The organism is Planctomicrobium stercoris, from assembly GCF_051465655.1.
Taxonomy (GTDB): domain Bacteria; phylum Planctomycetota; class Planctomycetia; order Planctomycetales; family Planctomycetaceae; genus Planctomicrobium.
In genome coordinates this window covers 1,780,849-1,806,104 of sequence record NZ_CP195791.1, presented here as the reverse complement: position 1 = coordinate 1,806,104, position 25,256 = coordinate 1,780,849, and the positions used below count along the sequence as shown (strand labels likewise).

Sequence of the window (25,256 nt, the reverse complement as noted above, 5' to 3'; positions counted from 1 at the left end):
CCAAGTCAGAAAGTGTTGAAGTCCCGGGCTGGTGAATGAAGTTCTATTTCCCGGGGGCGGAGTCTTCGGCACTCAGTGATGCTCGGACAATTTCCCGATCGTTCCGGGCGAAGCAGCTGCGATTCGCAAACGCCGGCGCACTCCAGACCACCGATCGACCGAAAGCTTCACCAGTCGGGTCGAGCAGGTGAAAGCGGCCAAGTTCTTCGTACTTCTCGCGATTGAGCCGGGCAATGATCAGATCGCCGGTCTCGCTGAAGATGAAAAAGCGATCATCATGGGCAACGAGAAACGCGGTTCCATGCCCCGCACGATGATTGCCTGTTGTCGGCTCATACGTTTCCCAGAGCCAGTTGCCGTCGTTGATGTCGACTGCACGCAGTCCGCCGCTGCGGCAGTCTGTCCCGTAGATGACCCCCTCCTGGATGAACGGCGTGCTGTTCGCGCACGAGACTCCTTTTTTGGGCGTTCCCATCCAGACCTCGGAGATGCCCGGCTTCTCCTGATCGAGCTTGAACAACCCTCCTCGCGGGCCGATCGCACTGGCGAAAAGGAAGTCTCCATAGGGTCGCGGGGCGTTGATCGCCATTCCAAATTCCGCGACCAGCGGCTGCGACCAGTAGACCTCTCCAGTCAGCGGATTGAGGCTGTTGAGATTCTCCGCATCCCAGATGAGAAGCTGCTCGACTCCGGCTGAGTTGATGACCGTCGGGGGGCAGTACCCCTGCTCTTTCGCGCTGAGTGCCTTCCAGATTTCTTTTCCCGTCAACTTGTCGAAAGCGACAGCAACGCTCCCCTCCCCGCCGACGACGCACAGCAACAGGTCTCCATAGACCAGTGGATGAGCGGCACAGCCCCAGATGGGAATCGTCGCGTTGTATTCTTTCTGAAAATGATGCCCCCAGATCACTTCACCGGTCTTCGCATTCAGGCAGAAAAGGTCCCCTTCCGCACCGAGTGAATAGACCCGGTCACCGTCGACAGTCGGAGTACATCGCGGGCCGGAGGCATACGAAATTTCATACGGACAGTCATAAGCGTGCGTCCACAGAATTTCGCCAGTCTCTTCGGACAGGCAGAGGAGACGTTCGTCCCCCTGCAGAACGGTGCGAGTATTGGGATCGTTGGCGACTTCACCCGACTTCCGCAGATAGTCCATGACATAGACTTTCCCGTCTGCGACTGCCGGCCCGCTGTATCCGCCGTTGATGGGTGTGCGCCAGAGAACCTTCAATCCAGAAGCGGGGATCTCTTCGAGAATTCCGTCTTCGCGCCAGACATTGTCCCGTTGCGGCCCCATCCACTGCGGCCAGTCGTCCGCCCGCAGAGTGGATGAAGTGACCAGCAGACACAAAATGGCGACTCGGGTCAGTCTGCGACTCATCATGGGCATCCTCGATTGGGACCAGACAGCATTCGCCAGCCAGACACGAAAAACCAGGGTGAGCGATGGATTTCCTGCGACCGTCTGATCAGAATGGCCTATTGTAGATCGCAGTCTGACTTTCGCCAGCTTGTGCTCATCAACTCCGGGTGGGGCGCAGTGAACAACAAGGCTCGCAGAGTAACCGCGGAAAAGCACGGAATTCACGGAAAGGAACCGCGAATCAAACGAATCTGACGAATCTGACGAATTTTGGTTTCGCGTGATTTTGAATTTGATTCCAAATCAGGATTGTCACCAGGTGGCTCATCCATTCGCGTTTTTCGTCCGATTCGTGGTTGTCATTCTGGTTTCTTTTTCCATGAATTCCGTGCCTTTCCGTGGTTGAAATTCTTTTTTAGAACGTTCTTCAGCTGACCAGTTCCGTTTATGAGTGACGCCCCGTGGTATCGAGATGGATTGAAGTTCGAATGCACCCAGTGCGGAAACTGCTGCACGGGGGCTCCGGGGTATGTGTGGGTCACCGACGACGAGATCCGCGCCATCGCTGATTATCTGGACAAACCGATTGGCGAGATCCGTCTGCTGAACACCCGGCCTGCCCGCGGTCGCGTCTCGCTCAACGAATACGCCAACGGCGACTGCATCTACTTCGATCCCAACGGACGCGGCTGCACCATTTACCCCGTTCGCCCCGTGCAGTGCCGCACATGGCCTTTCTGGAAGGGAAATATCGAATCTCCTGAAGCCTGGCAGGAGACTCGGCGAGACTGCCCGGGGGTAGGTCGCGGACAGGTGGTCACACTTGAAGAGATCGAGAATCGCGTGGCCCAGTCGGGAACGGGTGAATGACTCCCGACATCAAGCGTCGCATCGCTTCCGACGGCTACGCGCTGCACTATCGGCACTGGGTCCCTGCGGAATCCCCTCGTGGATGGCTGCTCACCCTGCACGGAATTCAAAGTCACTCAGGCTGGTATGAGTATTCTGGAAGCCATTTTCATGCTGCCGGCTGGAATGTGCGGATTCCGGACCGTCGTGGTTCAGGCTTGAACGCCGAGCAGCGGGGTGACGCTGTCCACTGGCAACGATTGCTTTATGACGTCAAACACTTTCTGCTCGATATCCGAGAGGAACGACAACGGACCGGAAGTGATGCTCCCGTCGTCATCTCCGGGATCAGCTGGGGAGGCAAACTGGCACTCGTGGCAGCGAACGAGTTTCCGGAACTGATCGACGGCCTGGTCCTCATCACCCCCGGAATCTTTTCCAGGATCGTCCCCAGCCTGTTCAATCGTGGCCGCATTGCGCTCGCCCGATCACTGGATCTCCGCGACCGTCGAATTCCAATCCCCCTCAATGATCCCGAACTGTTCACATCAGTTCCCCAGCAGCAGGCGTTTATTCGCAACGATCCTCTCGCGCTGCATGACATGACGTTGTCGTTCCTGTACGCCAGCATGGATCTGGATGAGATGGCTCCCAACGTGCCGACACTCAAAATGCCGGTGCAACTGATGCTGGCAGAGCAGGACCGCATCATCGATAATCAACGGACACGACAACTCATCCAGCGGATCGCCCCCCATGCTGACGTGAAGACATATGCTGGAGTGAGGCACACCCTGGAACTGGAAAATTGCCGCGATGAATTTGTGAATGACTGGCTCAATTGGGCTCAACAAGTCGGGTCCGCTGTGCGGACCAGCCTTTGAAATCGATCTTCGAGGAAACGATGCTGCGTTGGACCTCTCTGCTTTGTCTCTTGTTCATCACTCCGCAGCTGTTCGCCCAACCGGGATCTCCCTCGAGTTCTCCTGCCGCCGAGTCCCCGACTCCGACTCCGCCTGTTCCCGCTGGCGCGGTTCCGCTGAACCCGGAAGGGACCATTCTTCTGGACAAGGCTGGTGGGAAACTCCTGCTCAAGACCAAGGTCTGTCTGCGCGAGGGAGTCCTGGAGATGTTCATCTGCCCGAAGCAGACCAAAGAGCATGAATCGGTGCTGTCGCTGGCTGGGAAAGCCCAGATCGTTCATGCAGGTCTGCTCGCACTCGGAGCGAAGCCGGGCCACCCGGCTCAGTTTCAACCGGAGTACGTCCCTCCGGCCGGTGATCAAGTGGAGATCTTCGTCAACTGGATCGATGCGGAGAACAAGCCGCATCGGGTCCCCGCACAGGACTGGGTCAGGCATGCCACCTTCCGTTACTTCGAAGCCCCTCTCGCGAGCGTTCCAGCCGGAGTGAAACTGGGCGAAGGGGACGACGCCCTCCGCTATGACGACCTGAATCACATGCTCATCTTCTTCGGAACAATGAAGCCGGAGCTGAAAGACAAATTCCTCGCCGTGAGTGCGGACAAGGATTATCAAGCCGCAGTGAAATCACTGTTCTCGCAGGGCCAGCCTCAGAAACTCGAAGCGAAGTTCATCTTCGCTGGAAGTCTGTTCCACAAGCGGGACGATGGAACGGAGGCCTACGTGGCAGAGGCGGGCAGCCTGGTCTGCGTGGCCAACTTCGGCGACGCCCTGATTGATGTGAATATTCAGAGCACCGCCAGCAACGACTCGGGCCTGCTCTTTGAACCCTGGACGGAGCGCATTCCTCCCCTGGGAACCGACGTGCTGGTGGAGATGATTCCTGTGAAGTGAGTTGAGGGACGAGAGTCCAGAGACGACAGATAAAAAGAAAACCACGGAAGGTGGACTTCCGTGGTTCGTCTGTTCTTGCTCTGGACTCTAGACTCTCAGCTCTAGACTCAAAACTCGTATTTTTCTTCCTTCGAAGCGTCTGCCCCGAAGGATTTTCGGAATGCGTCCAGTGCGGCTGCGACCGTCTTCTCCGGTCCGGTCAACTTCAGGAAGTAGCTGCCCTCTTTTTCCGTGGTCAGCATCACTGCAATGACACGGTAGCCGGGAGCGGGCTTGGTCTTCCGCATGAACGGAGGGCCATCGGGCTTGTTGTAGGTCCCAGACAGGTCTGCCAGCACGTAGGTCCCCTGAGGAACTTTCCCCTGGGTGAAGGTCGCCTTGAGCCCTTCAGGCTGGAACTGAGCCACCCAGCGTTTGACGTTTTCTGCCACAGTCCCGCCAAAAGGAGGAAAGACCACCAGTTCTGCGGTTTCGGTATCCCCTTCAGCAGCCGGGACATCAAACTGGGCAAGACGGAGATTATTGGTGGCAGCCTTTTCAGTCCAGTTCTTGGGAACCTGCAGCGTCAAGTCCTGAGCCTTGAATTCCTTGGTCTCCTCCTCGGCAAATCCGATGGCTGGCAGACATCCCAGTGCGAACGCCAGCAAGGCACAACTCAATGCACGATTCAACATGCGAACCCTTTTCGTATTAGTGATTCCGGCCTGAATTTGTGGCAGCAGATGCTGCTGTGCCGCCATTGTCCGTGATGCCGCTCCGCTTTGCAATCTGCCGATCGACAGCACGCGAGCTGCGGGGATCGATTTCGGAAATCTTGAAGAAAAAGACTCACCACGGAACACTGTGACACGGAGAGAAGAAAAGAACTCTTTCTCCGCGGTCATTCGGAAACGACGGTGCCTGGTTTTCGCTCGGATTTTCCTGATTTCATGTATCAGATCTTCCAGATCCCAACTCCTTGAACGTCTTTGGGCTCCGTGCCTCCGTGTCTCCGTGGTCAACCCAGGGGCTGGCAATCGGAAACGAATCCCCGAGTCCCATTGACGCAATCGGCTGAATCGCGAACAATCCCGGGTTGAGTCACCACCATTGCACGGAAGGGCGTTGAGGCCATGTTTGAATTGAATTCGCGTCACATTTCTCCAGTGAACCCGCAGAACGCGGATTACCAGCGGACACGCCAGATGGGCGTGGGGGACCTGCTGCTGGAAAACCGGATCATTTTTCTGGATGGTCCGATTCACGATGGGAACGCCAATCTCATCGTGATGAAACTGTTGTATCTGCAGTCTGAGAATCGACATCAGGACGTTCACCTGTATGTGAACTCCCCCGGAGGATCGGTCACTGCGACACTGGCCATCTACGATACCATGCAGTTCCTCGAGTGCCCGGTCGCCACCTACTGTGTCGGTCTGGCAGCCAGTGGAGGCGCTGTGCTGGTGGCGGGGGGAGCAGCTGGCAAGCGTTTCATTCTTCCGCACGCAAAGATGATGATCCATCAGCCATACGGTCAGGTGGGGGGACAGGTCTCGGATATCGAGATTCAGGCCCGGGAAATCCTTGAAACACGCGCGGTGCTCAACCGCATTCTCGCGGCCCACACCGGCCAGGCGGAAGAACAGATTGCCAAAGACACGGAACGCGACCGTTACCTCTCACCGCAGCAGGCGAAGGATTACGGTCTGATTGACGAAATCGTCACGCCCAAGAAAAAGGGAAGTGCGATTTCTGCTGAATCGGCAAAAGCGGCACAGACCCATTCGTAACGGCAGCACGCTGACGACGTCATGCTGCCTTCGGGCAGCTTTCCGTACCGAAAATCCAACAGCTCATTCGAGAAAACATCATGTCCACTCTTGTTCCATTTGTCGTTGAGAAATCCGGTCGCGAAGAACGCGCGATGGATATCTACAGCCGGCTGCTCAAAGACCGGATTATCTTTCTGGGGTCCCAGGTGAACGATCAGGTCGCCAACCTGCTCGTCGCACAGATGCTGTACCTGCAGTTCGAAGATCCCAAGGCCGACATCCACATGTACATCAACTCACCCGGCGGGTCTGTCACCGCTGGTATGGCGATCTACGACACGATGCAGTACATCAACTGCGACGTGGCGACTTACTGCATGGGACAGGCCGCCAGCATGGGAGCCATGCTGCTGACCGCAGGCGCCCCCGGCAAGCGTTTTGCCCTGCCCAACAGCCGGATCATGATCCATCAGCCGCTCGCCGGCATGGAAGGAACGGCTGTCGAGCTGGAAATTCACGCTAAAGAAGTGATCAAAATGAAGCGGAAGCTCAACGAGCTGATGCTTAAGCATACCGGCCAGACTCTCGAAGCGATCGAACGGGATACGGATCGGGACAATTTCATGGCTGCGGAAGATGCCGTGGCTTATGGATTGATCGATAAGGTGCTGGAACGGGTTCCACACCTTCCGGCCAGTTAGTTCCGATTTCAAAACGGCGAGCGGGGGACGCATGTTCCCCCGCTTGATTTCACCGGGCCGTTTTCGAAATTGTTTTTATTGAACTGGTTCATGATGACACGTTTTCGAACATGGATGTTCGACAACCTGCAGCCGTTATTGACAGGCTGTGCGTTGCTGGGAATGCTCTGCTCCGGGTGTGCGATCCGGGGGAACAGCGAGCTTCTTGAAGCGCAGCTGCGCCATCAGGAAACGGTCATCCGGAAATTCGAACGGGAAACATCCCAGCTTCGGGATGAACTCGCTCTCTCGCAAAAAGAAATCGATCTGCTCCGCGCCGATCAGGCTGCACAAGGTTCGCTGCTGACCGCGGAAGAGACGACCCGCAGCCTCGCGAAGGCCAAAGGGATTGTCTTCAACACCCTGCTGACAGCCGGTCAGAACCATGATGATGCTCCCGGCGATGAACGTTTTCATGCCGTCTTCTATCCGCATGACGCACAGGGAGAGATCGTCAAACTTTCCGGACGGCTCGAGTTTGAAGCAATCGACCTCGCACGGCCCGACAGCCAGAAATCGATCGGACGCTGGGAATATACTCCTGAAGAAGCACGCAAGTTGTGGCACGCCGGCTTCCTGACGTCCGGCTTCCAGATGGAAGAAGCCTGGAAGACCCCTCCGATCGGCTCCAAAGTGCTGCTGTTCGCCAAACTGACAACCCTGGATGGCCGTCAGTTCGAAGCGACGCACGTCATCCCCATCGAACCTCATCCCGGTGGATCGGCTCCTCCGCAGTCGATGCCGCAACCGGCGTCCGCAAACCCATTGGAAACGGTCAGCTTTGAAGCACCATCGGAGACCCGTCGGGTTCCCGAGCCTGAGCGATGGGAGTTTCAGACCACTCCGTCCTCAAAGCCGCAGCGGCCAGCGGGCGATCTCCCTGCGAAAGAGAAGGCGACTGCCGAATTGCCCGCCAGGAAACCGGCAACGGTCGAACTGCCGGACTCCACTCCCCCGCCCGTCGATGCCCGTCCCTTCCCTGACGGCACGCGAACTTCGGATAACTGGACCGAAGAGACGATCCCCACCCTGCGATAACTTCGCTGCAGCGGGGAAACAGATTGTGTGTTGGCACAACTGTCAGCTGGGGACGGGGGCATTCCGGGCGATCAGGCCCTTCTGCTTCAAGGTCGTCCAGAATTCCGCTGGAATCTCCACCTGGAATGACTCCACATCCGCCACAATCTGCTCGGGACTTCGAGCCCCGGGAATGACCGCGGAGACAACTGTTGGAGCGGCTGCGAACTGGAGTGCCGCCGTCTTCAAATCAATCTCAAACTCTTTTGCGACCTCCATCACCTGCTGACGTTTTTTCGGAGCCCATTCCGGAATCGTCCCTCCATACAGGTAGCGTTCTCGGCCTGCGAGGTAACCAGCCAGGAGCGGAGCCCCCACCACGACCCGGACTCCCTTTTTCTCCAGGGCAGGAAAGGTCTTCTCGAGGGCTTCTTCATGATCCAGCAGCGAGTACTGCGTGGCGAGCAGGAACAGGTCCGGGTCAGCAATTTCGATTGTCCGCAGCGCCGGTTCGGGGCGATTGATTCCGAATCCCCACCCCTTGATGATCCCTTCTTCCTTCATTCGAGTCAGTTCCGGGATGGCCCCTTTGGCGGCCACTTCAAAGTATTCGGTCCACTTGTCTCCGAAGTTGTCGGGGGCGAGATCATGAATGAACACAATATCGATCTGGGAAACGCCCAGTCGCTGTAGGCTGTCCTCGATGGAACGTCGGGTTCCTTCAGCGGTGTAATCGTATTCGAACGAGAACGGCGCGGGCGGCTTCCACAGCGACGGCGGGAGTTCCTCTCTGGTCGCTTTGAAGATCCGGCCCACCTTCGTCGAGAGAATGTACTCGTCAGGCGAATGGTTGTGCAGAAAACGCCCCAGCCTGCGTTCGCTTAGTCCATGCCCGTAAAACGGACTGGTGTCGAAATACCGGACCCCGGCATCCCAGGCGGCTTCCAGCGTCTGCTGAACCTGCTCATCCGAGACCGGCGCGAAGCCGTTGCCGATCGCGACGCAGCCCAGCCCGAAACGATATGGAAGCAAGTCCCCGCCGGATGCAGACGCATTCTTGGGGAGAGGGCGTTTCACCCGTTTTCCCTCGGTTGGCATGACATCTCCAGCCCCCTGATCCTGTGCTGCAAGTCTGGATGTCGCCATCGCCACTGCTCCAACGGCTGTCATACTGAAAAAATCACGTCTTGAGAACATGTCGCGGTCCCGTCTGATGGTGGGAAGTGAAGTCAGGGAGCTTCGGCTTGCGTTTGTTGAAGTGGCCATGACATCGCCCGGGAGAGTCACATCGAACCTGCTTCAATCGCTATCCCCTGCACAAGTGACAGAGGCCCACCTGTGAGAAAGCTGACCCCCAATTCTGAACATAGCGGACATTGACAGTTGAACAAGGTGCTTCGTCCACCGATTAATCTGAACGCTCAGCAGTATCTCGTTGAGTTGAAGATGAAATCCGCACTTCGGCCGTTGTGAATTTCAGGGGCTTCAGATCTACTCGACCCGGCGTCAAATTCTTGACGCCGTGGGTCGCAAATTCTGACTGAAGAACATCATGACGAAAAAATTGATCGGTGCAGCGTTGATGATTGCGGTGCTGGCATCATCCGCCGAGGCTCAGCGTGGAGGTCGTGGCGGTCCAGGAGGGGGAGGCCCAGGAGGAGGACCGGGAGGAGCATCCGGAGGTCGTTCCGGGGCCAGCCCGGGACGCTCGCCGGGAGCAGGAGGAGGAGGCCCCGGAAGCTTCGGCGGCGCCGGCGGTGGAGCAGGACGTCAGAGTGCACCGGGCGGCCAGGGGGGCTTTGGCGGATTGGGCGGGGGGGCCAATTCCGGCACCGGGAAGGCTCCTGGCGGGAGCTGGTCGGACGGGTCTCGGAACGGAGGCGGACAGTTCGGTGCTTTCGGTGCTGCCGGGCTGAATCGTTCGAACCCTGGTGATCGCGATGGCAATCCGGACGCGGATGCAGCGGCAGTGAATCGAAACAGAAACAATCCTTCAGGGAAGGAAGATGCGGCCGCAGGCGCAGCGGTTTCGAATCGCAATCAGCCTCAGGCCACCGGTAAGGAAGACGCTGCTGCTGGAGCGGCCGCTGCCAACCGGAATCAACCCAACTTCTCCGGAGCTGAAGGGGCTGCTGCCGGTGCCGCGCACGCCAACGAAAATCAAGCCCAGACAGACAGAGCTGCTGCCGGCTACGCAGCTGTCCGCGACTCTTACGATCATCCGAACGCCTATAGCGATGCATGGCACGCCGACCACCCGGATGCCTGGGCTCCAGCTGCCTACGCCAGCGGCAATGCCTGGGCTGCAGCGGACTATACCGCTGTCGCGAATCATGTCGGGTATGTGAATGCCAACCCCGCCGTTTACAACTACGGTGCTAACGTCGCATATCAGGACGGGAACGTCGTGGTGAACGGCCAGAATGCGGGGACGGCGGCTGCCTACAGCCAGCAGGCTTCCGATCTCGCTGCCAACGGCTACAACGCCGCGGCAAACGAGAATGATGAGTGGTTGCCCATCGGCGTGTATGGTCTGGTTCGCGACGAGAACCAGCATCCGCAATCGACGCTGCAACTGGCCATCAACAAGCAGGGAGTCCTGCGTGGCAACTATCACGACACGCTGGCCGACAGCACCCTGCCCGTTCACGGTTCGGTCGATAAAGAAACTCAACGGGCCGCATGGACGGTGGGAGAGAACAGCAACTTCATCATGGAAGCCGGGTTGAAAAACCTCACCAGCGGAGAAGCCAGTACACTCATCCATAAGAATGGTGAGACCGTTCGCTGGTGGCTCATCCGCCTGCAGCAGCCGGGCGATTCAAACGCCGCTCAACAGTAATCGTTTTCGTCACCCAGAGCACGAAGCGTGAGCGAGTGCATTTTACTCGTAACGATGCAACGCACCTGCTGACGCAGCGTGCTCTGAACGAACGGAGAAAGAGTTGAACCACGGAAGGTACGGAATTCACGGAAACGAAACCCAACTCAGTCGAAGCTGACCAATTCAGGTTTGGGAGAACTCTCACCGATTTTCAGGTCAGTGAGCGCGACGAAGATGGTCAATCACGTTCGTCTCCATTCGTGAGATTCGTTCGATTCGCGGTTTCGTTTCCGAGCGATCTTGACATGGCTTACCGGATTCAGACCAGCGATAAATCGTCCCGCAGCTGGAGATTTGCAGTTCCACCGCTGGCTGCTGCGATCTCCTGCAGGCGGAGTCCCCGCTGGGGGTGGTGAAAGTCTGGATCGAGCTCGGCGAGCGGGACCGCGAGGAAATTGCGATGGATGATGTCCGGGTCGGGGATGACCTGTCGATCGGTCCGGCAGATCAGGTCGTCGTAGAAGGCGATATCCAGATCAATGGTGCGTGGGGCGTTCTTATTCTTCGGATCGCGCACCCGCCCGAGTCTGTCTTCAATCACCCTGAGCTGTTGTTTGAGGTCCCACGGTGAGAGCTCTGTGCGGACCTGCACTGCAGCGTTGCAGAAGTCGGCCTGATTCAGATCACCAACGGGCGCGGACTGCCAGACCCTCGACCCCTTCACAACATCTCCGATCGCTTTCAGTGCATCGACAGCGGCCGGGAGCGAGACTTCCGGCGAGATGTTTGAGCCCAGCGTGATCCAGACGAGATGACGATCTGTTCCGGGCATGGAGCATCACTCTTTGGCGTTGACAGTATTGCGGCGGCGTTCAATCACCACTCCGACCGACCGGGCGAACCGCAATGCACCGGGCTTTTCGAGTGACACTTGCACGGACTGCACGAGGGGAGAACTCAGGGAGATTGTCGCGATCTCTTCCGCCAGTCGCTCGACCAGCAGGAAACTGGACGATTCGACCCGTTCAATGATCTGCTTGCAGAGCGTGCGGTAGTTGAGTGTCTCTTCGATGTTGTCCGATCTTCCGGCCGCTTTCAGATCGACTTCGAGACGCAGGTTGATCAGCACATCCTGGCGGTGCTCCCGTTCCTCCGGGTTGATGCCGACGATGGTGCGAAGGAGAAGGTCTTTGATTTCGATGAAGTCTGCCATGATGTGCGTCTTCTGGGTGGCCCGTTGAAATTGTCGATCTTGTTGAAAGCACGAGAGGACCGTTACCGGCTCACTCCGCTTCAGTAGGAATTTCCTTTGCCAAGCTCTTCTCCTCCGGTGATGTGCAGGATCTCTCCGGTCACGAAATCCGAACTCAACAGATAAAGTACTCCACGGGCGATGTCGCTGGGAGCGCCGGTGCGCTGCAACGGGTTTCTTCGTCCCCGTGCTTCAAACATCGCAGTGGAATCTCCCGGAGCTGGGAGAATTGCCCCAGGTGCAATCGCGTTGACCCGAATACGCGGCCCCAGTTCCTGGGCCAGAAGCTGAGTCTGCGCAATCAGCCCTGCCTTGGCGATGGTGTAGGCAGCGTGGCCGGGGATCGGACGCTCACCTCGCCAGTCAACGATGTTCACAACCGCCCCGGTTTCGTTTTCCGGGAGTTGTCTGGCAAACTCCTGAATCATATAGAAAGGGGCCTTGAGGTTGATGGACAGGTGGCGTTCCCAGTTCTCTTCATCGGTCGTCAGCAGGGATCCCTGTTCGAAAATCGCGGCACTGTTGATGAGGATGCGAACAATTCCCAGTGACGCTCCCGCCTGGGCGAAGACATCTCTGGCTGCAGCGACGGGGTGTCGGAGATCCCCCTGTACTGCACACGATCTCACCCCCAGACGACGGTATTCCTCAACGGCGTCGTTCGCTTCGCTGGACGAAGAACCGTAATGGACGCAGACATTCGCCCCCTGCCCTGCCAGCTGCCGACCGATTTCCCGGCCGATTCGCACCGCCCCTCCGGTGACAATCGCAGACGCTCCCGCCAGAATCATGATGAACCTTCAGTCATTGGAAAAAAGTGGAGAGTCAGGAGACGAGAGTCCAGAGCAGAAATTCGAGGATCCTTGTTCACCCTTCTCCCCAGACTCTAGAGCGGTTTTGCCAATAATCTATTACGTTCCGCAGGCGATCATATGGACTTTCATGCGGTGAAAATCCTGAATCGCCTTCACATGCTAGACCAAACTGGTCTAGCACCTGGGGGCCTGAAATGATGTCCGTGACGAACCCCCAATCCTCCGACCACCAGTATACAGACCGCTCCTCGCGTCCCCGCAGAATTGCGTTCTGCATCACCGATCTTGATGCAGGGGGTGCGGAAAAGGCCCTCTTTCAGCTGGTCACCGGACTCGACCGGAAGGAGTGGACACCCACAGTGTATTGCTTGGGACCGGAAGCGGAACTGGCTCCCCTGCTCCGCGAACGTGGGATTCGCGTCCACTGCTACGGGGCCCGCGGATGGCGGGGTTGGGGCGTCTTCGGTTGGTTGACGAAACACCTTCGCGAGCTGCAACCTGAACTCCTGCAGTGCTTTCTGTTTCACGGCAATCTCGTCGGCAGGATCGCAGGCAAGCGGGCGGGAGTCCCCATTGTCCTTGCAGGCCATCGAGTCGCGGAGCGGGAGAAACGATGGCACCTGTGGCTCGATCGCTGGACGAGAGGACTGGTGGATCATCATGTCTGTGTGAGCCGGGGAGTGGCCAACCATGTCCTGAAGCATCTGCGAGTTCGACCTGAGCAGATCAGCGTGATTCCGAACGGAGTTGCTCCAGTGCCGAAGGATGCGAGCCCGCCAGACCTTCGAGCTGAGTTTGGATTCGACCGAAATGATCGCGTCATCCTGGCGGTCGGTCGTCTCCATCCCCAGAAAGGGTTTCTGTTCCTGCTGAAAGCGTTTAGCCTCCTGCACCGGAACGTTCCGGCAAGCAGGCTGCTGATTGTGGGTGACGGGCCGCAGCGGGCCGAACTGGTCGCTGCGGCACAGCGGGAGCAACTCCCCGTGCAATTCGCAGGCTACCGCAGGGATGTCCCCGCGATCATGCGGCAGTCAGATGTGCTCGCCATGCCGTCACAATGGGAAGGGATGCCAAACGTGGTACTGGAGGCAATGCAGGCGGGTCTGCCGGTGGTGACCACGGATGTCGAAGGGATCTCGGATCTCGTCGGGAACGAGCAGCAGGGACTCGTCGTAACCCGTGGAGATGCCAGAGGATTTGCAGCTGCGCTGCAGCGGATTCTGACGGAAGCAGGGCTGGCATCAAGACTTGCTGAATCTGCACAAAATCTTGTGGAAACTGAGTTTACGTGGCAGAAGAGCACTGAAAAATACGACTTGCTTTTTCGCCGCCTGATCGATTGAACAGGGGATGCAGGAAGTGCTGATGAGGCTTGTTTGAGTGCCAATCGGTCATAAAAAAAGTAAAAACTTTCAATTCCAAGCGCCGTCTCAGGCTACGTCACATGGAGGTCATCGGAGGCGAAAACAGGGGCCTGTTTGGCTTGACGAAAACGTGAAAATGAATACCTTTTGGAGCCGTGTGGGGATCAATGGGGAGTTGTGGGAAACAGATGATCTGCATCCAGTTTTGACCCATTTTTGAAGGGCGTTCTCGCTCTTCCAAGGTGATTCAGAACCAGCTGCAGTCCCGTCCACATCACCTCAGCACGGAACATGCGTTACTCGCTGCCGGATCCTCCGCATGGCTTTTACAGGGACTCACGTCCGTACGCTCGACGACAAATGTCGTCTGGCGATTCCGAAATCTTTTCGGGATGCATTCTGTGCGGACGCAGCCACGACGGCAACCGTGATCATCGCTCCGGAAACGGAACGAGCGCTTGCGTTGTTTTCGGAGGGACAGTTTCAGCTTCGAGCCGAAGAAGTTCGAAGTTTTGCAAAGAACAATCAGGATGCGCGTACGTACCTGCGCCTGTACTTTTCGCAGGCGGAGAGTGTGGAAATTGACAAGCAGGGGCGAATTCGGCTCCCTGAGCGTTTGATGGAGTTTGCGGGACTTCAGCAGGATGTTGTCCTGCTGGGTGTCAATGACCGCGTGGAAGTATGGGATCGCTCCCGCTGGGAGCAATTCATGAATCAGCACAGCCAGTCGTTCGACCGGCTGGCATTTGAAGGGTGAAGGTCGACGGTTGAACCATTTCCGACTCAACCTTCAACCACAATCCTTCGACCGAATTTGAAACCATTTTTGCGACTCCGCTTGCTACCGGGCTTGCGGATACGGCAACCATGAAGGTTCGCCTCGTTTCGGGCAGACGGCTTTTTTGGCTCCTTCCAAAGCCGCCCTGCCAGCCTTTCGCCCCATGAGCGCGGCACGGATGCGGCGCGGGGCGAAAGGCTTTTGATTTCACTCCGCTCTGATTCTCAACTGAGCGTCAACCAGGCCCAAACTGGGTTGCATTGCCCCTCCGCTGCAGGGACTTCCTCAACAGACCATCTTTTCCGACCACCGGAAGAATTCTTGTCCCGACAGCAAATAAACGCTTGATGTCATGAGACATCTCTGTCAAACTCTGTGAATCAAGAGAATGTCCTCGTCACATCTCAACCCTCATTTCCGCCGGCGGGGATCCGCCCTTTGGAGCTTTCATGAACGTCGTCCGCTGTCGTGACGCCCAGCATCTCGGCGCCAACGCAGCTGCTGCGGGTGCCGCAGCCTTGCGTGAAGTCCTGGCCGCCCAGCCAGAAGCAACCATCCTCGTCGCCACCGGTGCTTCCCAATTCGAAATGCTGAAAGAACTGGTGGCCTCCCCCGGGATCGACTGGTCACGAGTGACCGCCTTTCATCTCGATGAATATCTGGGAATCTCTTCCGAGCATCCCGCCTCGTTTCGTCGCTACCTGAAAGAACGATTCGTCAGCCAGGTCCCCCTTCGCGAGTTTCATTATGTGAATGGTGAAGCAGCGAACCCCCAGGACGAATGCGACCGGCTGGAAAAGCTCATTCAGCAACGCACCATCGACGTCGCCTTCATCGGCATCGGTGAAAATTCCCATCTGGCGTTCAACGACCCGCCTGCGGATTTCGACACGCAACGATCGTATCTGGTTGTGAATCTCGATCAGGCCTGCCGACAGCAGCAATTCGGCGAAGGCTGGTTCCCCAGCCTGGAAGCAGTCCCGAAACAGGCCATCAGCATGTCCGTTTCGCAGATCATGAAAGCACGCCGGATCATCTGCAGCGTTCCTGATGAACGGAAGGCCCGGGCAGTTCAACTGAGCGTCGAAGGCCCCTGCACTCCCCAGGTTCCTGCGTCCATTCTGCAGCGACATCCCGGTTGCACACTGTTCATCGACGTTCCCGCTGCATCGCAGCTGCAACAGAACTCCTACAGAGACAGCGCTGAATAGGGCCGGACATGCGAGGCTTTTTCGATCTTCAGATCAACGGGTATGTCGGGGTCGATTTCAATTCGGCAAACCTGAACATCGACGATTTGCATCGGGCTTGCCTGCATCTGCAGCAAGACGGTGTCGACGGTATTCTGCTGACTCTGATCACCGACGCGATCCCCAGCCTGCAGTCCAAAATCCGCCGTATTGTGGAGATGTGCCGGCAGGACGCTGTCATTCAGAAGATGGTGCGAGGTCTTCATATTGAAGGGCCCTTCCTCAGCCCGGTGACCGGCTATATCGGTGCTCACCCTGCAGTTCATGCCCAGAAAACCGATCTCGCGGGGATGGATCTGCTGCTGGAAGCGGGCGAAGGTTTGATCAAGCTGGTGACGCTGGCTCCGGAAATGGATCAAAACCAGCAGCTGACCCGCAGCCTCGCGGATGCTGGAATCATCGTCGCTGCCGGCCACACAAACGCCAGTCTGGACGAACTTCAGGCGGGCATCGACGCCGGCCTGACGATGTTCACACATCTGGCGAACGGGTGCCCCAGGGAGATGGACCGGCACGACAATATCATCAATCGAGTCCTCAGTCTGGCAGACCAGCTGTGGATCAGCTTTATCGCCGACGGGGCTCACATCCCCTTCTTCGTGCTCGGAAACTATCTGAAGATCACCGGTCTGGAAAAGGTTGTGATCGTCACGGATGCCATCGCCGCAGCCGGGATGAATCCGGGGCTGTACACGATCGGAGGATGCGAAGTGTATGTGGGAGAAGATGGTGTCCCCCGCGCTCCTGGAGGGACAAACTTCGTCGGCTCGGGAACCAAGCTGCTGCGGATGGCGACCAATCTTCGTGACGAACTCCTGCTGACACAGGCACAGGTCGACCTGATCACCAAGGAGAATCCGAGGAAGCTGATGAAGACAGCCATCGATTCCGTTCTTAACTGATTCGACCGACAGGCTGCTCTCTGCAATCGGGTCGCCCCTCGCTACACTTCAAAGCCAGCAAATCATCGATGCGCCGTCGTCCAACCGGGTCATCCGAGGACGGCAAGCTCGCTGATGAAACGAGGCACCGGAACTGGCGAGAGCGGTGAATGGCTGCAAACATCATACGGACGACCTGTTGTGTGGTGGGGGGTGGGCCAGCCGGGATCATGGTGGGGGCACTGCTGGCCCGCGCGGGTGTGGCCGTCATCGTTCTGGAGAAGCACGCCGATTTCTTCCGTGACTTTCGCGGCGACACCATTCACCCTTCCACATTGGAACTGCTCAGCGAACTGGGGTTGCTGGAAGGGTTCCTCGAACTGCCGCACCAGCAGATTTCCCGCATCACTCTGGACCTGAACGGGAAACTCGTGCAGGGTCCTGACCTGTCCGGACTGCCGACCAGATGCAAGTTCGTCGCGATTGCTCCGCAATGGGACTTTCTGAATTTCATGGCGGAGTATGCCCGCAGCTTTCCTTCGTTTCACCTCATGATGCAGTCGGAAGCGACTCGCCTGATTCAGTCGGAAGGGAAGGTCACCGGTGTGATGGCCCGGACTCCTGAGGAGGAAGTTGAGATTCAGGCTGATCTCGTTATCGCAGCGGATGGACGCGGGTCTATCCTTCGACAGCAATCGCAACTTCCACTGATGGAGTTCGGAGTGCCGATCGATGTGTTATGGTATCGGCTTCCCAAAGGGGACCATCACGCGGCTGATCATGCGCTCGGGCATATCGCCAACGGTCAGATGCTCGTGACCATCGATCGGGGGACCTACCTGCAGTGTGCGACCGTCATCGCCAAGGGGGGATTCGCGAAGCTGCAGTCCCGTGGACTGGAGGCGTTTCGCGGGGAGATCGTCGGCATTGCCCCGTTTCTTCAGCACTCCGTTCATGAACTGCAGAGCTGGGACCAGGTCAAACTCCTCACCGTACAGATGAACCGGTTAAAGCAGTGGTTTCTTCCCGGACTCCTCTGCATTGGGGACGCTGCCCATGCGATGTCCCCTGTGGGAGGTGTTGGCGTCAACCTGGCAATTCAGGATGCTGTCGCCACTGCAAATCTTCTGGCAGTGAAACTGCATGAACGGACCGTCACGGTGGCTGACCTGAAGAATGTCCAAAAGCGGCGGGAATGGCCTGCGAAGATGACGCAGCGTATCCAGACATTCGCTCACAAACGTCTCTTCGATCCGAACAAGGGTTTCGGACAGACTGCAATTTTTTCGCCGCTGGGAAGGATGCTGCTGGGACTGGCCGCGCCCCTGGTCCGCCGCGCAGTCGCCCGCGTGGTGGGGATCGGCATTCGTCCCGAACACATCGAGCCACCTCATCCTCATTAACTCCGGAAGTGTCAGATGCCTGAATGGCTGAGTGTCGACTGGCGTGCCCTGTTCGTTCCGACCGAACCGCTTCCGGAAACGATCATCCGGGGAACCTGCACCTATCTGGCGCTGTTCCTGCTGCTGCGAGTCTTCCGCCGACAGACAGGTTCCGTCGGAGCAGCTGACCTCCTGGTGCTGATCCTCATTGCAGACGCAGCTCAGAACGCGATGGCCGACAACTACAGCTCGATCACGGACGGCTTATTGCTGGTTGGAACGATTATCTTCTGGGAATACGTGATCGACTGGCTGGCGTACCACGTGAAATGGTTTGGAAAGCTGGTGGACCGCGAACCTTTGCTCGTGATCGAAGACGGAAAGATTGACGAAGCGAATCTGCGCCAGGAGCTGATGACCCGTGATGACCTGCTGAGCCAGCTCAGGCAGAAGGGAGTGGAACACGTCTCCGAGGTGAAGAAGGGGTTTATTGAAGGGGACGGGCACATCAGCGTGATCACCGACGCGCCGAACAAGTCAATGCAGAACACTCCCCCCAACAGCGTGCCGGGATGAGGGTGAGCGAAGAGTTGAGTGTTGAGTGCAGGATCCCCATTAAAGTCACCCGCCCTGTCCCCTGTCCCCTGTCCCCTGTCCCCTGGACTCTCAACTCCTTGTGAGCCTGCCCGGCATTCGCTCTAATCAAAATCGCCGCATGCAAACAAGGTGCAGCCAGCTGACTGCCAAGACTCCATTGAGCCCGGAGAGTCCTTACGATGCCTTCCAATCGCCGTGATTTCCTGCGTCAATCCGCCGCCTTTGCAGGGGCGTTGAGCTTTGCAGCTCCCGCCGTTCTTGGTGCAGACAAGGCCAGAAAGTATCGCACCGCCCTGATCGGCACTGGTTGGTGGGGAATGAACATTCTCACCGAAGCGGTGAAGGACGGGCGGGCCCAGGTGGTGGCCCTGTGTGATGTCGACGGCAATCAGCTGTCCGCGGCCGCCGATGAGCTGGCTGTCATGACGTCAGATGAGCCGAAGCAGTATCGCGATTTCCGTGAGATGTTCGACAAGGAACAAATCGAGATCGCCATCATCGCCACACCCGATCATTGGCACTCGCTGCAGTCGATCGCCGCTTTGAAGCACGGGGCCCATGTCTATGTGGAGAAACCGACCGGACACACCATTCGGGAAAGCCGGGCGATGGTGAATGCCGCACGGCAGGCGGATCGCGTTGTCCAGGTGGGGATGCACCGCCGGATCGGTCCGCACCATGTCTCGGGGATGAAGTTCCTCAAAGACCCGGAGAACATGGGGAAGATCGGGATGGTGAAGATGTTTGTGCATGAAGGGGGCGGCCCCGAGAAGCCGAACGCCAACGCTCCTGTCCCGGCAGAACTCGACTGGGATCTCTACTGCGGCCCCGCTCCGCTGCGACCGTATAACCGCAAGATTCATCCCGGCGGCTTCCGGCATTTTCTGGACTTCGCGAACGGCACCATCGGTGACTGGGGCGTGCACTGGATGGATCAGCTGCTCTGGTGGTGTGACGGGCAACAGCCGAAGAGCATCTACTCAGCCGGCGGGCGCCCCATCGCCGGCCCCGTGGTGTTGAATGAACAGGAGCAGACGACGGATTCCCTCGACCATCAGACAGCCATTTTCGAATTCGACAACTTTACAGCGACCTGGGAGAACCAGCGATTCGGCAAGGCGGATGCGGATAAACACCCGTTTGGATGCTACTTCATCGGGGAGAAAGGGGTGTTTCACATGGGCTGGCGGGACGGCTGGACCTTTTTCCCCACCGCAGCGGGCAAACCGGTCGTGCATGTCGATCCCGAATTCGACAATCCCGCCGACGGCCATAACGTCACCCTGCTCTGGCAGGATTTTATGAAGTGCATTGAAACGGGCCAGCGACCCGTCGCGGATGTGGAGATCGGCCATCAGGCCACCAACCTGCCGCTGCTCGCCATGATCTCTTACAAACTCGGCCGCAGCATCACTTGGGACGGCCAGAAGGAACAGATTCCCGGCGATGAAGAAGCGAACAAGCTGCTGAAGCGTCAATACCGGGGCGAATGGGTTTATCCGGAAGTGTAATTGTCTTCACTGTGAGCGGGGCGGCGTCAGCCCCCCGATAAAGTGTTCATCTCTGTTCAGGGAGCCTGCCATGGACCTCATTCAGCGTACGATTCAACTCGCTGAGGAGAACGTGAAAGCGGGAGGCCGGCCGTTTGCATGCATCATCGCGAAAGACGGCGAACCGTTCGTAGAAGCAGTCAACCTCGTCGCGCAGACACACGATCCCACCGCTCACGCTGAAATCTGTGCCATCCGGGCAGCATCCGCGAAATTGCAGTCAGAGAACTTCGGCGGATACGAATTCTACATCCTCGCCCACCCCTGCCCGATGTGCCTCGCTGCAATGTATTACTGCAGCCCCGACCGGGTGGTTTTCATTACGAAGCGAGAAGACTATGCCCATCACTATGTGGATGATCGCAAATACTTCACGTTGGCGAATTTCTACAACGAGATCGCGAAGCCCTGGGAAGAGCGGACGATGCCGATGGTCTATGAACCCCGATCATCAGCCATTGAGGTCTACAAGCTTTGGGAAAAGCTGAATACGAAGGAAGCATGATTTCGTCGAGTGGAAAGACCAACTGACTGGCGTTGGTCCAGTCCCCGTGTCCATGCGGGTATTTCGAGCGGGCCAGTGGAAATCGATCCAATTTCCCTGGAATGAATCATGACCAGAAATTGACGCCAATCGACAATTGACGCCAATCGACCTTCGGCACCGCTCACAGAGACTCACAGAGCGGTGGCACGCGAAATTGTGTCCATCCCGGGCACCCGGCGACGTGACTAAAATGGACTGGGGCCATGCACGACTCATTACAATGCAGCATCCGTACCGCGCCCCAGCCACCCTGCTGCATGGCTGCTTAAACGATATTTTGACGACTGCCAGCGCGCCCCAGCCACCCAGCCGCACTTCAATCGATTCGTGGTTTCCCTCACGCAATCTATTGACACTCAACCATCTAACGCCGAACATCACACCGTAAGCGAGCAAAAATCACGACTCTCAGCTACAGGACAGAATCCATGGCGATCAGTGAAGAACAATTTCTGCAGGTATTTGCCGATGCTATTGGAGTGGACCCCTCTGAAATTCATTCGACTACGAAATTTGAAGAACTCGGTGGAATGGATTCGATAGCACGGCTGAGCATGATCTCGGTCTTCGAATCACAGTTTGGTCCCAGAGCAATTTCTCCAGAGCTTCAAACCGTGCAGGATATTCCCGCGTTGCTTGCTCTTCTTCGATCTCAAGGCTTTGTTGAGTAAGCTCCAGTCCCCTGCCCCACATGGTCCAGAAGAGGTTGCCGCCAAATGGGATTAAAGATTGTTGACATTGCTGCGGCGTTTCCAAACGAAACACAGGATAATGCAACACTGCTGATGGAGCTTGTCAAAAATTCACCAGCGGGGCAGGCAAACTTCGAAAGAATCGTTGAAAAAACCAGGATCTACTGCCGGCATGTTGCACCGCGCGAGACGACAGCACTTGATCTCGCCGTTATTGCTGCCGAAAATCTCAGAAAAAAGAACCCGGAAGCATTCAATCGAATCGATTACGTCATTCATTGCACTCAATCTCCCGACTACCTGCTCCCGACATCGGCATGCCTGCTACATTCACGACTGAAACTGAACCAGTATGCAGGAGCGATTGATGTCAACCTTGGATGCAGCGGGTTCGTCTATTGCCTTTCTCTCGCGGATGCCTTGATCCGCTCCCACCACGCCAAAACAATCCTGTTAACCACAGCTGACACTTACACCCATTACATCCATCCGAAAGATTTTACAAATCGACTTATCTTCGGAGACGGTGCAGCGGCAACTCTCCTTGAAGAAAATGGCGACACCCCAGACTCCAAATTTACTCACTTCACCAACGGCGACTCCGCTCCATTTTTGATTGTCCAGAACGGTGGGGCGCGCTCTCCTGCTTGCATTCCAGCTGCAAACATCAGCGACGAATTTCACCCGCAGGACCCCAATCATCTCTACATGAACGGGTTTGAAGTATTCAAGTTCGCAATCACGACGATTCCTCAATTAATCAAAAAGCACATTACTGAAAATCATCAGCAACTCGAGGACTACGACTGGTTTGTCCCTCACCAGGCAAACGCATACATGCTGAGCGAACTTAACAACAGGCTCCAATTCCCTGGCGAGCGTGTCATCAAGCACTTCGAAAACATAGGGAATACGGTGTCGGCATCAATCCCTCTCGCAATCGATGCATATCGCAGCAACGGCAACATTCAACCTGGGCACCGCTTGTTGGTCGCGGGCTTCGGCATTGGATTCTCCGCCGCTGTGGGCGACGTATCATTTCAATAAATCGATGCTTCACATTGCCCCTAAGTAACTCTCTCTTGGCAGCAACATACTAAAAATCGTCAACAAGTGTTTTGTATTTCCCTCCGCAAACATGCAACTCAACGTATGCCTCTGCAGAAACCTCATGAGCACGTCCATGGATGCGCATTCGCCATATGCACGCTATACGAATGACAGATCGATAATGTCACTCGGCTGCATAACGGCTAGAATACCGTGACATCGCTAAAGCCTTCGTCTCGTCATCACCTGCAAAATATAGAGCGCCGTCATAAATCGGCGACACCTCACACGAGAACCTCGAAAGCAAAATGATGAAGAATCGCGTCAAATTCGACCTCGCTTTGACGAGGTTTACAGCGAGCGTGCTGATTTTTGCTTCACATTGCGCCACACTTGCAATTCAAAAATTTGACGTCACCAATGCAGGAAACTCGCTGCTCGTCTTCTACAAAGAGGCATTCGGGCTCCCCTCACTTGTGATACTGTGCCTCATGACAGGCATTGCGGAAAATTTAACACCGGGCCCAGATATTTCCGACAAAGCAGGATTGGTTAACTGGCTTAACAATCGAGTCGGACTTTGGTTTCGGCTCAGCGTTGTATTCAACGTATTTTATGCAAATCTATTTGGATTAATATTATCACAAGCACTGTTTGGCCACGCGGTTAAACCTCCAGAGAATCCAGTTTTGGACATCCTTCTCGGTTACGACGGCTTCTGGTATTTATCTGCGCTTGTCTATTGGTCTCTAGCGAGAATTTGGATCAGAACGAATCGCCAAATGAAGTTGTTTTGCTGCGGCCTGCTTATTTTTGTACTGATTCTCATGTTTTTTCCTAATGAAGGAGTCTGTCGAAAGCTTTTCCGAGTAAGCCGACTAATGACAGGATTATTTTTCATTTCTGCCGGCTTCCTTTTAGGACCCACATTCTTCGGGAAGCTTGCACGAGCAACGAAACTGCAGATCGCGATGTTCATTGCCTGCATGTCAGTTGGCTTTTTCGCAATGGAGCTGTACGGCAATTTGCTGTTCCCATCCGTCAAGGTAGTTGTTTTTCACCTGCAACCTCCGACGAGCCTCTTTCCATCCAAGACGATTGCCATTGGCAATTTTTTAATTCCGGTAAGTGTCGTTTCATATCCACAACTCATCCTGCGATGGGTCCTCATCTTTGGATGTGCTATCGGAATCTTGTATGTCACCTCTCGCTTAGGAGCGAAAATTCCCTCGAAATTGAAGGTTCTTCCCACAATTTAATGGCTTGCTGATTCTGGGAGCAGCTTGAGTTTGCCGCAGAAGAACAGGATTCTTGTTCGGTAGTTGGCGAAGTTCCTGAATCCTCGGGCGGCGGATTTCAGGGACTGAATGATGCTGTTGAACCCTTCCGCTGCGGCGTTGCTGATCTGGTGGCGGAACCAGCTCAGGATGTTGTCGATCCGCTTTTTGATCATCTTCGCCACACGCTTGATCGGCTTGAGTCGGCAACGGATGGCCCAGCTGAACCAGGTCTGGAAGAACTCGTCCGCTTCCTCCGCACTCCGGCAGTCCCAGAACCAGCGGAACTGTTCTCGAATGGCCCACGCCCGAGCCGTCTTCAGCTGAGCACCTTTGATCTGCTCGAACTCCGCTCGCTTCTGCTCACTGAGGTTCTCCAGGTTGTAAAGCCACAACGAGCGTGTCCCCTTGAGCGTCTCGTCCTGCTCTTTCATCAGAGACTTGTGCTCGGCTCGCCGGACCTGATCGACAGCCTCGTTCAGATGCTTGGCGATGTGGAACCGGTCATGCACGACTTCTGCATCAGGAGCATGAGCATCCACGCTGTTCTGATACGCCTGCCACATGTCCATCGCCACCGCTTCGATCTGTTCCTTCTGCTCCCAGGAGAAGGTGTTCCACAGCGTGTCGGCTGCGGTTTCGTCACGTCCGGGGGAGACTTCCAGGACTCGGCTGCCATCGATGTCGGTCATGATAGACACGTAGTCCTGCCCCTTCAGAAAACTCTTCTCATCCAGGCCGACATGCCTGATGTCTGTCAGGTCTCGAGTGATCAATCCCCGTTCGACCGCTCGGTCCATAATCCGTTGCACGCTCATCCAGCTCAGCCGCAGATGAAGCCGGGCCTTCTCGATGCTGCTGGCCACCTGCAGCAGACGAACGGCAAAGGCTTCGAACACCAATGTGAACCGTCCGTGCGGCTCGGCCCAGGGGACTTCAATCGTCTTCACTCCGCAGTCGGGACACTCGGTGCGAGGGATGCGAGCGGTGAGAAGGGTCTCGAACTGCATGGTGTCCAGATGCCGCCAGGACCGCTGCGGAGCATGATCCTTCAGCGGCCGCACCGCCGAACATTCCGGACAACAGACTGCTGCTCCCGGCACATGCTCAATCTGAATCTGAACCCGCTTCTCCTCCAGCGAGAGATCGACATCCACCACCCGCCAGGACCGGTCCAGCCCCAGCAACAACCCGTAATGCTCAGAAAGTGTGTTCATGAACAACAGCTTCCAAAACTGACCACACTCCCGCCAGATTCAAACAACCTCACCCACAAAATTCCGGGAAGACCCAAATTGAATCCGTTTCTTGCAGAGTCAAGTTTCACGATTTACGTATTCCACTGCCCTCCCCTGGTGCTGCTATATGCCAAGCTTTTTTCTCACATTCACCCTCAGCTTCAGACCCTGTCCGCCACCTGCTTTGCGGTTCTCATGTCGATCCCCCTCAGCCTTTTGA

The 25,256-nt window shown here is 56.5% G+C and carries 25 protein-coding genes; 18 read left to right on the top strand and 7 right to left on the bottom strand.

The window, feature by feature from the left end:
* Positions 1-43 precede the first annotated feature (43 nt).
* Positions 44-1,387 carry a PQQ-binding-like beta-propeller repeat protein gene (locus SH661x_RS07465; RefSeq protein ID WP_437229532.1) on the bottom strand — a complete coding sequence of 448 codons (1,344 nt, stop codon included), beginning with the start codon at positions 1,385-1,387 and terminating at the stop codon, positions 44-46.
* A 426-nt stretch (positions 1,388-1,813) separates the two neighbouring features.
* Between SH661x_RS07465 and SH661x_RS07460 the strand changes: the two genes are divergently transcribed.
* From SH661x_RS07460 to SH661x_RS07450, 3 genes are read left to right on the top strand one after another with little or no spacing between them, the layout of a single operon-like run.
* Positions 1,814-2,236 carry a YkgJ family cysteine cluster protein gene (locus SH661x_RS07460; RefSeq protein ID WP_437229531.1) on the top strand — a complete coding sequence of 141 codons (423 nt, stop codon included), beginning with the start codon at positions 1,814-1,816 and terminating at the stop codon, positions 2,234-2,236.
* The gene (locus SH661x_RS07455; RefSeq protein WP_437229529.1) at positions 2,233-3,099 is read left to right on the top strand and encodes an alpha/beta hydrolase; all 867 of its coding nucleotides are present in this window, start codon (positions 2,233-2,235) and stop codon (positions 3,097-3,099) included. Before SH661x_RS07460 ends, SH661x_RS07455 begins: the two co-directional genes overlap by 4 nt.
* Before the next feature lie 20 nt (positions 3,100-3,119).
* Positions 3,120-4,031, top strand: coding sequence for a YdjY domain-containing protein (locus tag SH661x_RS07450; protein ID WP_437229527.1), 912 nt, complete (start codon positions 3,120-3,122; stop codon positions 4,029-4,031).
* A gap of 107 nt (positions 4,032-4,138) precedes the next feature.
* On the opposite strand, the gene SH661x_RS07445 is transcribed toward SH661x_RS07450, so the two are convergent.
* Entirely contained in the window at positions 4,139-4,705 is a 567-nt protein-coding gene (locus tag SH661x_RS07445) for a hypothetical protein (RefSeq protein ID WP_437229525.1), read from the bottom strand.
* Positions 4,706-5,143: 438 nt separating this feature from the next.
* Here SH661x_RS07445 and SH661x_RS07440 point away from each other — a divergent pair, with 438 nt between their 5' ends.
* From SH661x_RS07440 to SH661x_RS07430, 3 genes are all read left to right on the top strand, one after another.
* On the top strand, positions 5,144-5,800 hold the full coding sequence (locus tag SH661x_RS07440) for a ClpP family protease (protein ID WP_437229523.1): 657 nt from the start codon (positions 5,144-5,146) through the stop codon (positions 5,798-5,800).
* Positions 5,801-5,880: 80 nt separating this feature from the next.
* A complete protein-coding gene (gene clpP, locus SH661x_RS07435) occupies positions 5,881-6,483 on the top strand; it encodes an ATP-dependent Clp endopeptidase proteolytic subunit ClpP (RefSeq protein ID WP_437229521.1) in 603 nt (200 codons plus the stop codon).
* Between the two features lie 90 nt (positions 6,484-6,573).
* Positions 6,574-7,560 (top strand): hypothetical protein, encoded by a 987-nt coding sequence (locus SH661x_RS07430; RefSeq protein ID WP_437229519.1) that lies wholly within the window; start codon positions 6,574-6,576, stop codon positions 7,558-7,560.
* A gap of 42 nt (positions 7,561-7,602) precedes the next feature.
* On the opposite strand, the gene SH661x_RS07425 is transcribed toward SH661x_RS07430, so the two are convergent.
* Entirely contained in the window at positions 7,603-8,736 is a 1,134-nt protein-coding gene (locus SH661x_RS07425) for an aldo/keto reductase (RefSeq protein WP_437229517.1), read from the bottom strand.
* A 355-nt stretch (positions 8,737-9,091) separates the two neighbouring features.
* Here SH661x_RS07425 and SH661x_RS07420 point away from each other — a divergent pair, with 355 nt between their 5' ends.
* A complete protein-coding gene (locus SH661x_RS07420; RefSeq protein WP_437229515.1) occupies positions 9,092-10,381 on the top strand; it encodes a hypothetical protein in 1,290 nt (429 codons plus the stop codon).
* 301 nt (positions 10,382-10,682) lie between these two features.
* Here the strand turns inward: SH661x_RS07420 and folK are convergent, their stop codons facing one another.
* From folK to SH661x_RS07405, 3 genes are all read right to left on the bottom strand, one after another.
* On the bottom strand, positions 10,683-11,195 hold the full coding sequence (gene folK, locus SH661x_RS07415; RefSeq protein ID WP_437229513.1) for a 2-amino-4-hydroxy-6-hydroxymethyldihydropteridine diphosphokinase: 513 nt from the start codon (positions 11,193-11,195) through the stop codon (positions 10,683-10,685).
* Between the two features lie 6 nt (positions 11,196-11,201).
* Positions 11,202-11,576, bottom strand: a complete 375-nt coding sequence (gene folB, locus SH661x_RS07410) for a dihydroneopterin aldolase (RefSeq protein WP_437229511.1) — start codon at positions 11,574-11,576, stop codon at positions 11,202-11,204.
* Between the two features lie 80 nt (positions 11,577-11,656).
* Positions 11,657-12,406: an SDR family oxidoreductase gene (locus SH661x_RS07405; protein WP_437229509.1), complete on the bottom strand. Its 750-nt coding sequence runs from the start codon at positions 12,404-12,406 to the stop codon at positions 11,657-11,659.
* Positions 12,407-12,633: 227 nt separating this feature from the next.
* Here SH661x_RS07405 and SH661x_RS07400 point away from each other — a divergent pair, with 227 nt between their 5' ends.
* From SH661x_RS07400 to SH661x_RS07350, 11 genes are all read left to right on the top strand, one after another.
* Positions 12,634-13,773, top strand: a complete 1,140-nt coding sequence (locus tag SH661x_RS07400) for a glycosyltransferase (RefSeq protein ID WP_437229507.1) — start codon at positions 12,634-12,636, stop codon at positions 13,771-13,773.
* Between the two features lie 340 nt (positions 13,774-14,113).
* On the top strand, positions 14,114-14,551 hold the full coding sequence (gene mraZ, locus SH661x_RS07395) for a division/cell wall cluster transcriptional repressor MraZ (RefSeq protein WP_437229505.1): 438 nt from the start codon (positions 14,114-14,116) through the stop codon (positions 14,549-14,551).
* A gap of 470 nt (positions 14,552-15,021) precedes the next feature.
* A complete protein-coding gene (locus SH661x_RS07390) occupies positions 15,022-15,783 on the top strand; it encodes a glucosamine-6-phosphate deaminase (protein WP_437229503.1) in 762 nt (253 codons plus the stop codon).
* 8 nt (positions 15,784-15,791) lie between these two features.
* Positions 15,792-16,724 (top strand): N-acetylglucosamine-6-phosphate deacetylase, encoded by a 933-nt coding sequence (locus tag SH661x_RS07385; protein ID WP_437229501.1) that lies wholly within the window; start codon positions 15,792-15,794, stop codon positions 16,722-16,724.
* Between the two features lie 149 nt (positions 16,725-16,873).
* A complete protein-coding gene (locus SH661x_RS07380; RefSeq protein ID WP_437229499.1) occupies positions 16,874-18,106 on the top strand; it encodes an FAD-dependent oxidoreductase in 1,233 nt (410 codons plus the stop codon).
* A gap of 15 nt (positions 18,107-18,121) precedes the next feature.
* Positions 18,122-18,661: a DUF421 domain-containing protein gene (locus SH661x_RS07375; RefSeq protein ID WP_437229497.1), complete on the top strand. Its 540-nt coding sequence runs from the start codon at positions 18,122-18,124 to the stop codon at positions 18,659-18,661.
* A gap of 200 nt (positions 18,662-18,861) precedes the next feature.
* On the top strand, positions 18,862-20,193 hold the full coding sequence (locus SH661x_RS07370) for a Gfo/Idh/MocA family protein (protein WP_437229495.1): 1,332 nt from the start codon (positions 18,862-18,864) through the stop codon (positions 20,191-20,193).
* A 70-nt stretch (positions 20,194-20,263) separates the two neighbouring features.
* Positions 20,264-20,737: a nucleoside deaminase gene (locus tag SH661x_RS07365; protein ID WP_437229493.1), complete on the top strand. Its 474-nt coding sequence runs from the start codon at positions 20,264-20,266 to the stop codon at positions 20,735-20,737.
* 470 nt (positions 20,738-21,207) lie between these two features.
* Complete coding sequence (locus SH661x_RS07360; RefSeq protein ID WP_437229491.1) at positions 21,208-21,450, top strand: acyl carrier protein; 243 nt, start codon at positions 21,208-21,210, stop codon at positions 21,448-21,450.
* Between the two features lie 45 nt (positions 21,451-21,495).
* Entirely contained in the window at positions 21,496-22,518 is a 1,023-nt protein-coding gene (locus SH661x_RS07355) for a 3-oxoacyl-ACP synthase III family protein (RefSeq protein ID WP_437229489.1), read from the top strand.
* A gap of 311 nt (positions 22,519-22,829) precedes the next feature.
* The gene (locus tag SH661x_RS07350) at positions 22,830-23,780 is read left to right on the top strand and encodes a hypothetical protein (protein WP_437229487.1); all 951 of its coding nucleotides are present in this window, start codon (positions 22,830-22,832) and stop codon (positions 23,778-23,780) included.
* On the opposite strand, the gene SH661x_RS07345 is transcribed toward SH661x_RS07350, so the two are convergent.
* Entirely contained in the window at positions 23,777-25,015 is a 1,239-nt protein-coding gene (locus SH661x_RS07345) for an ISL3 family transposase (protein WP_437222029.1), read from the bottom strand. The genes SH661x_RS07350 and SH661x_RS07345 overlap by 4 nt on opposite strands.
* Positions 25,016-25,256: the final 241 nt, after the last annotated feature.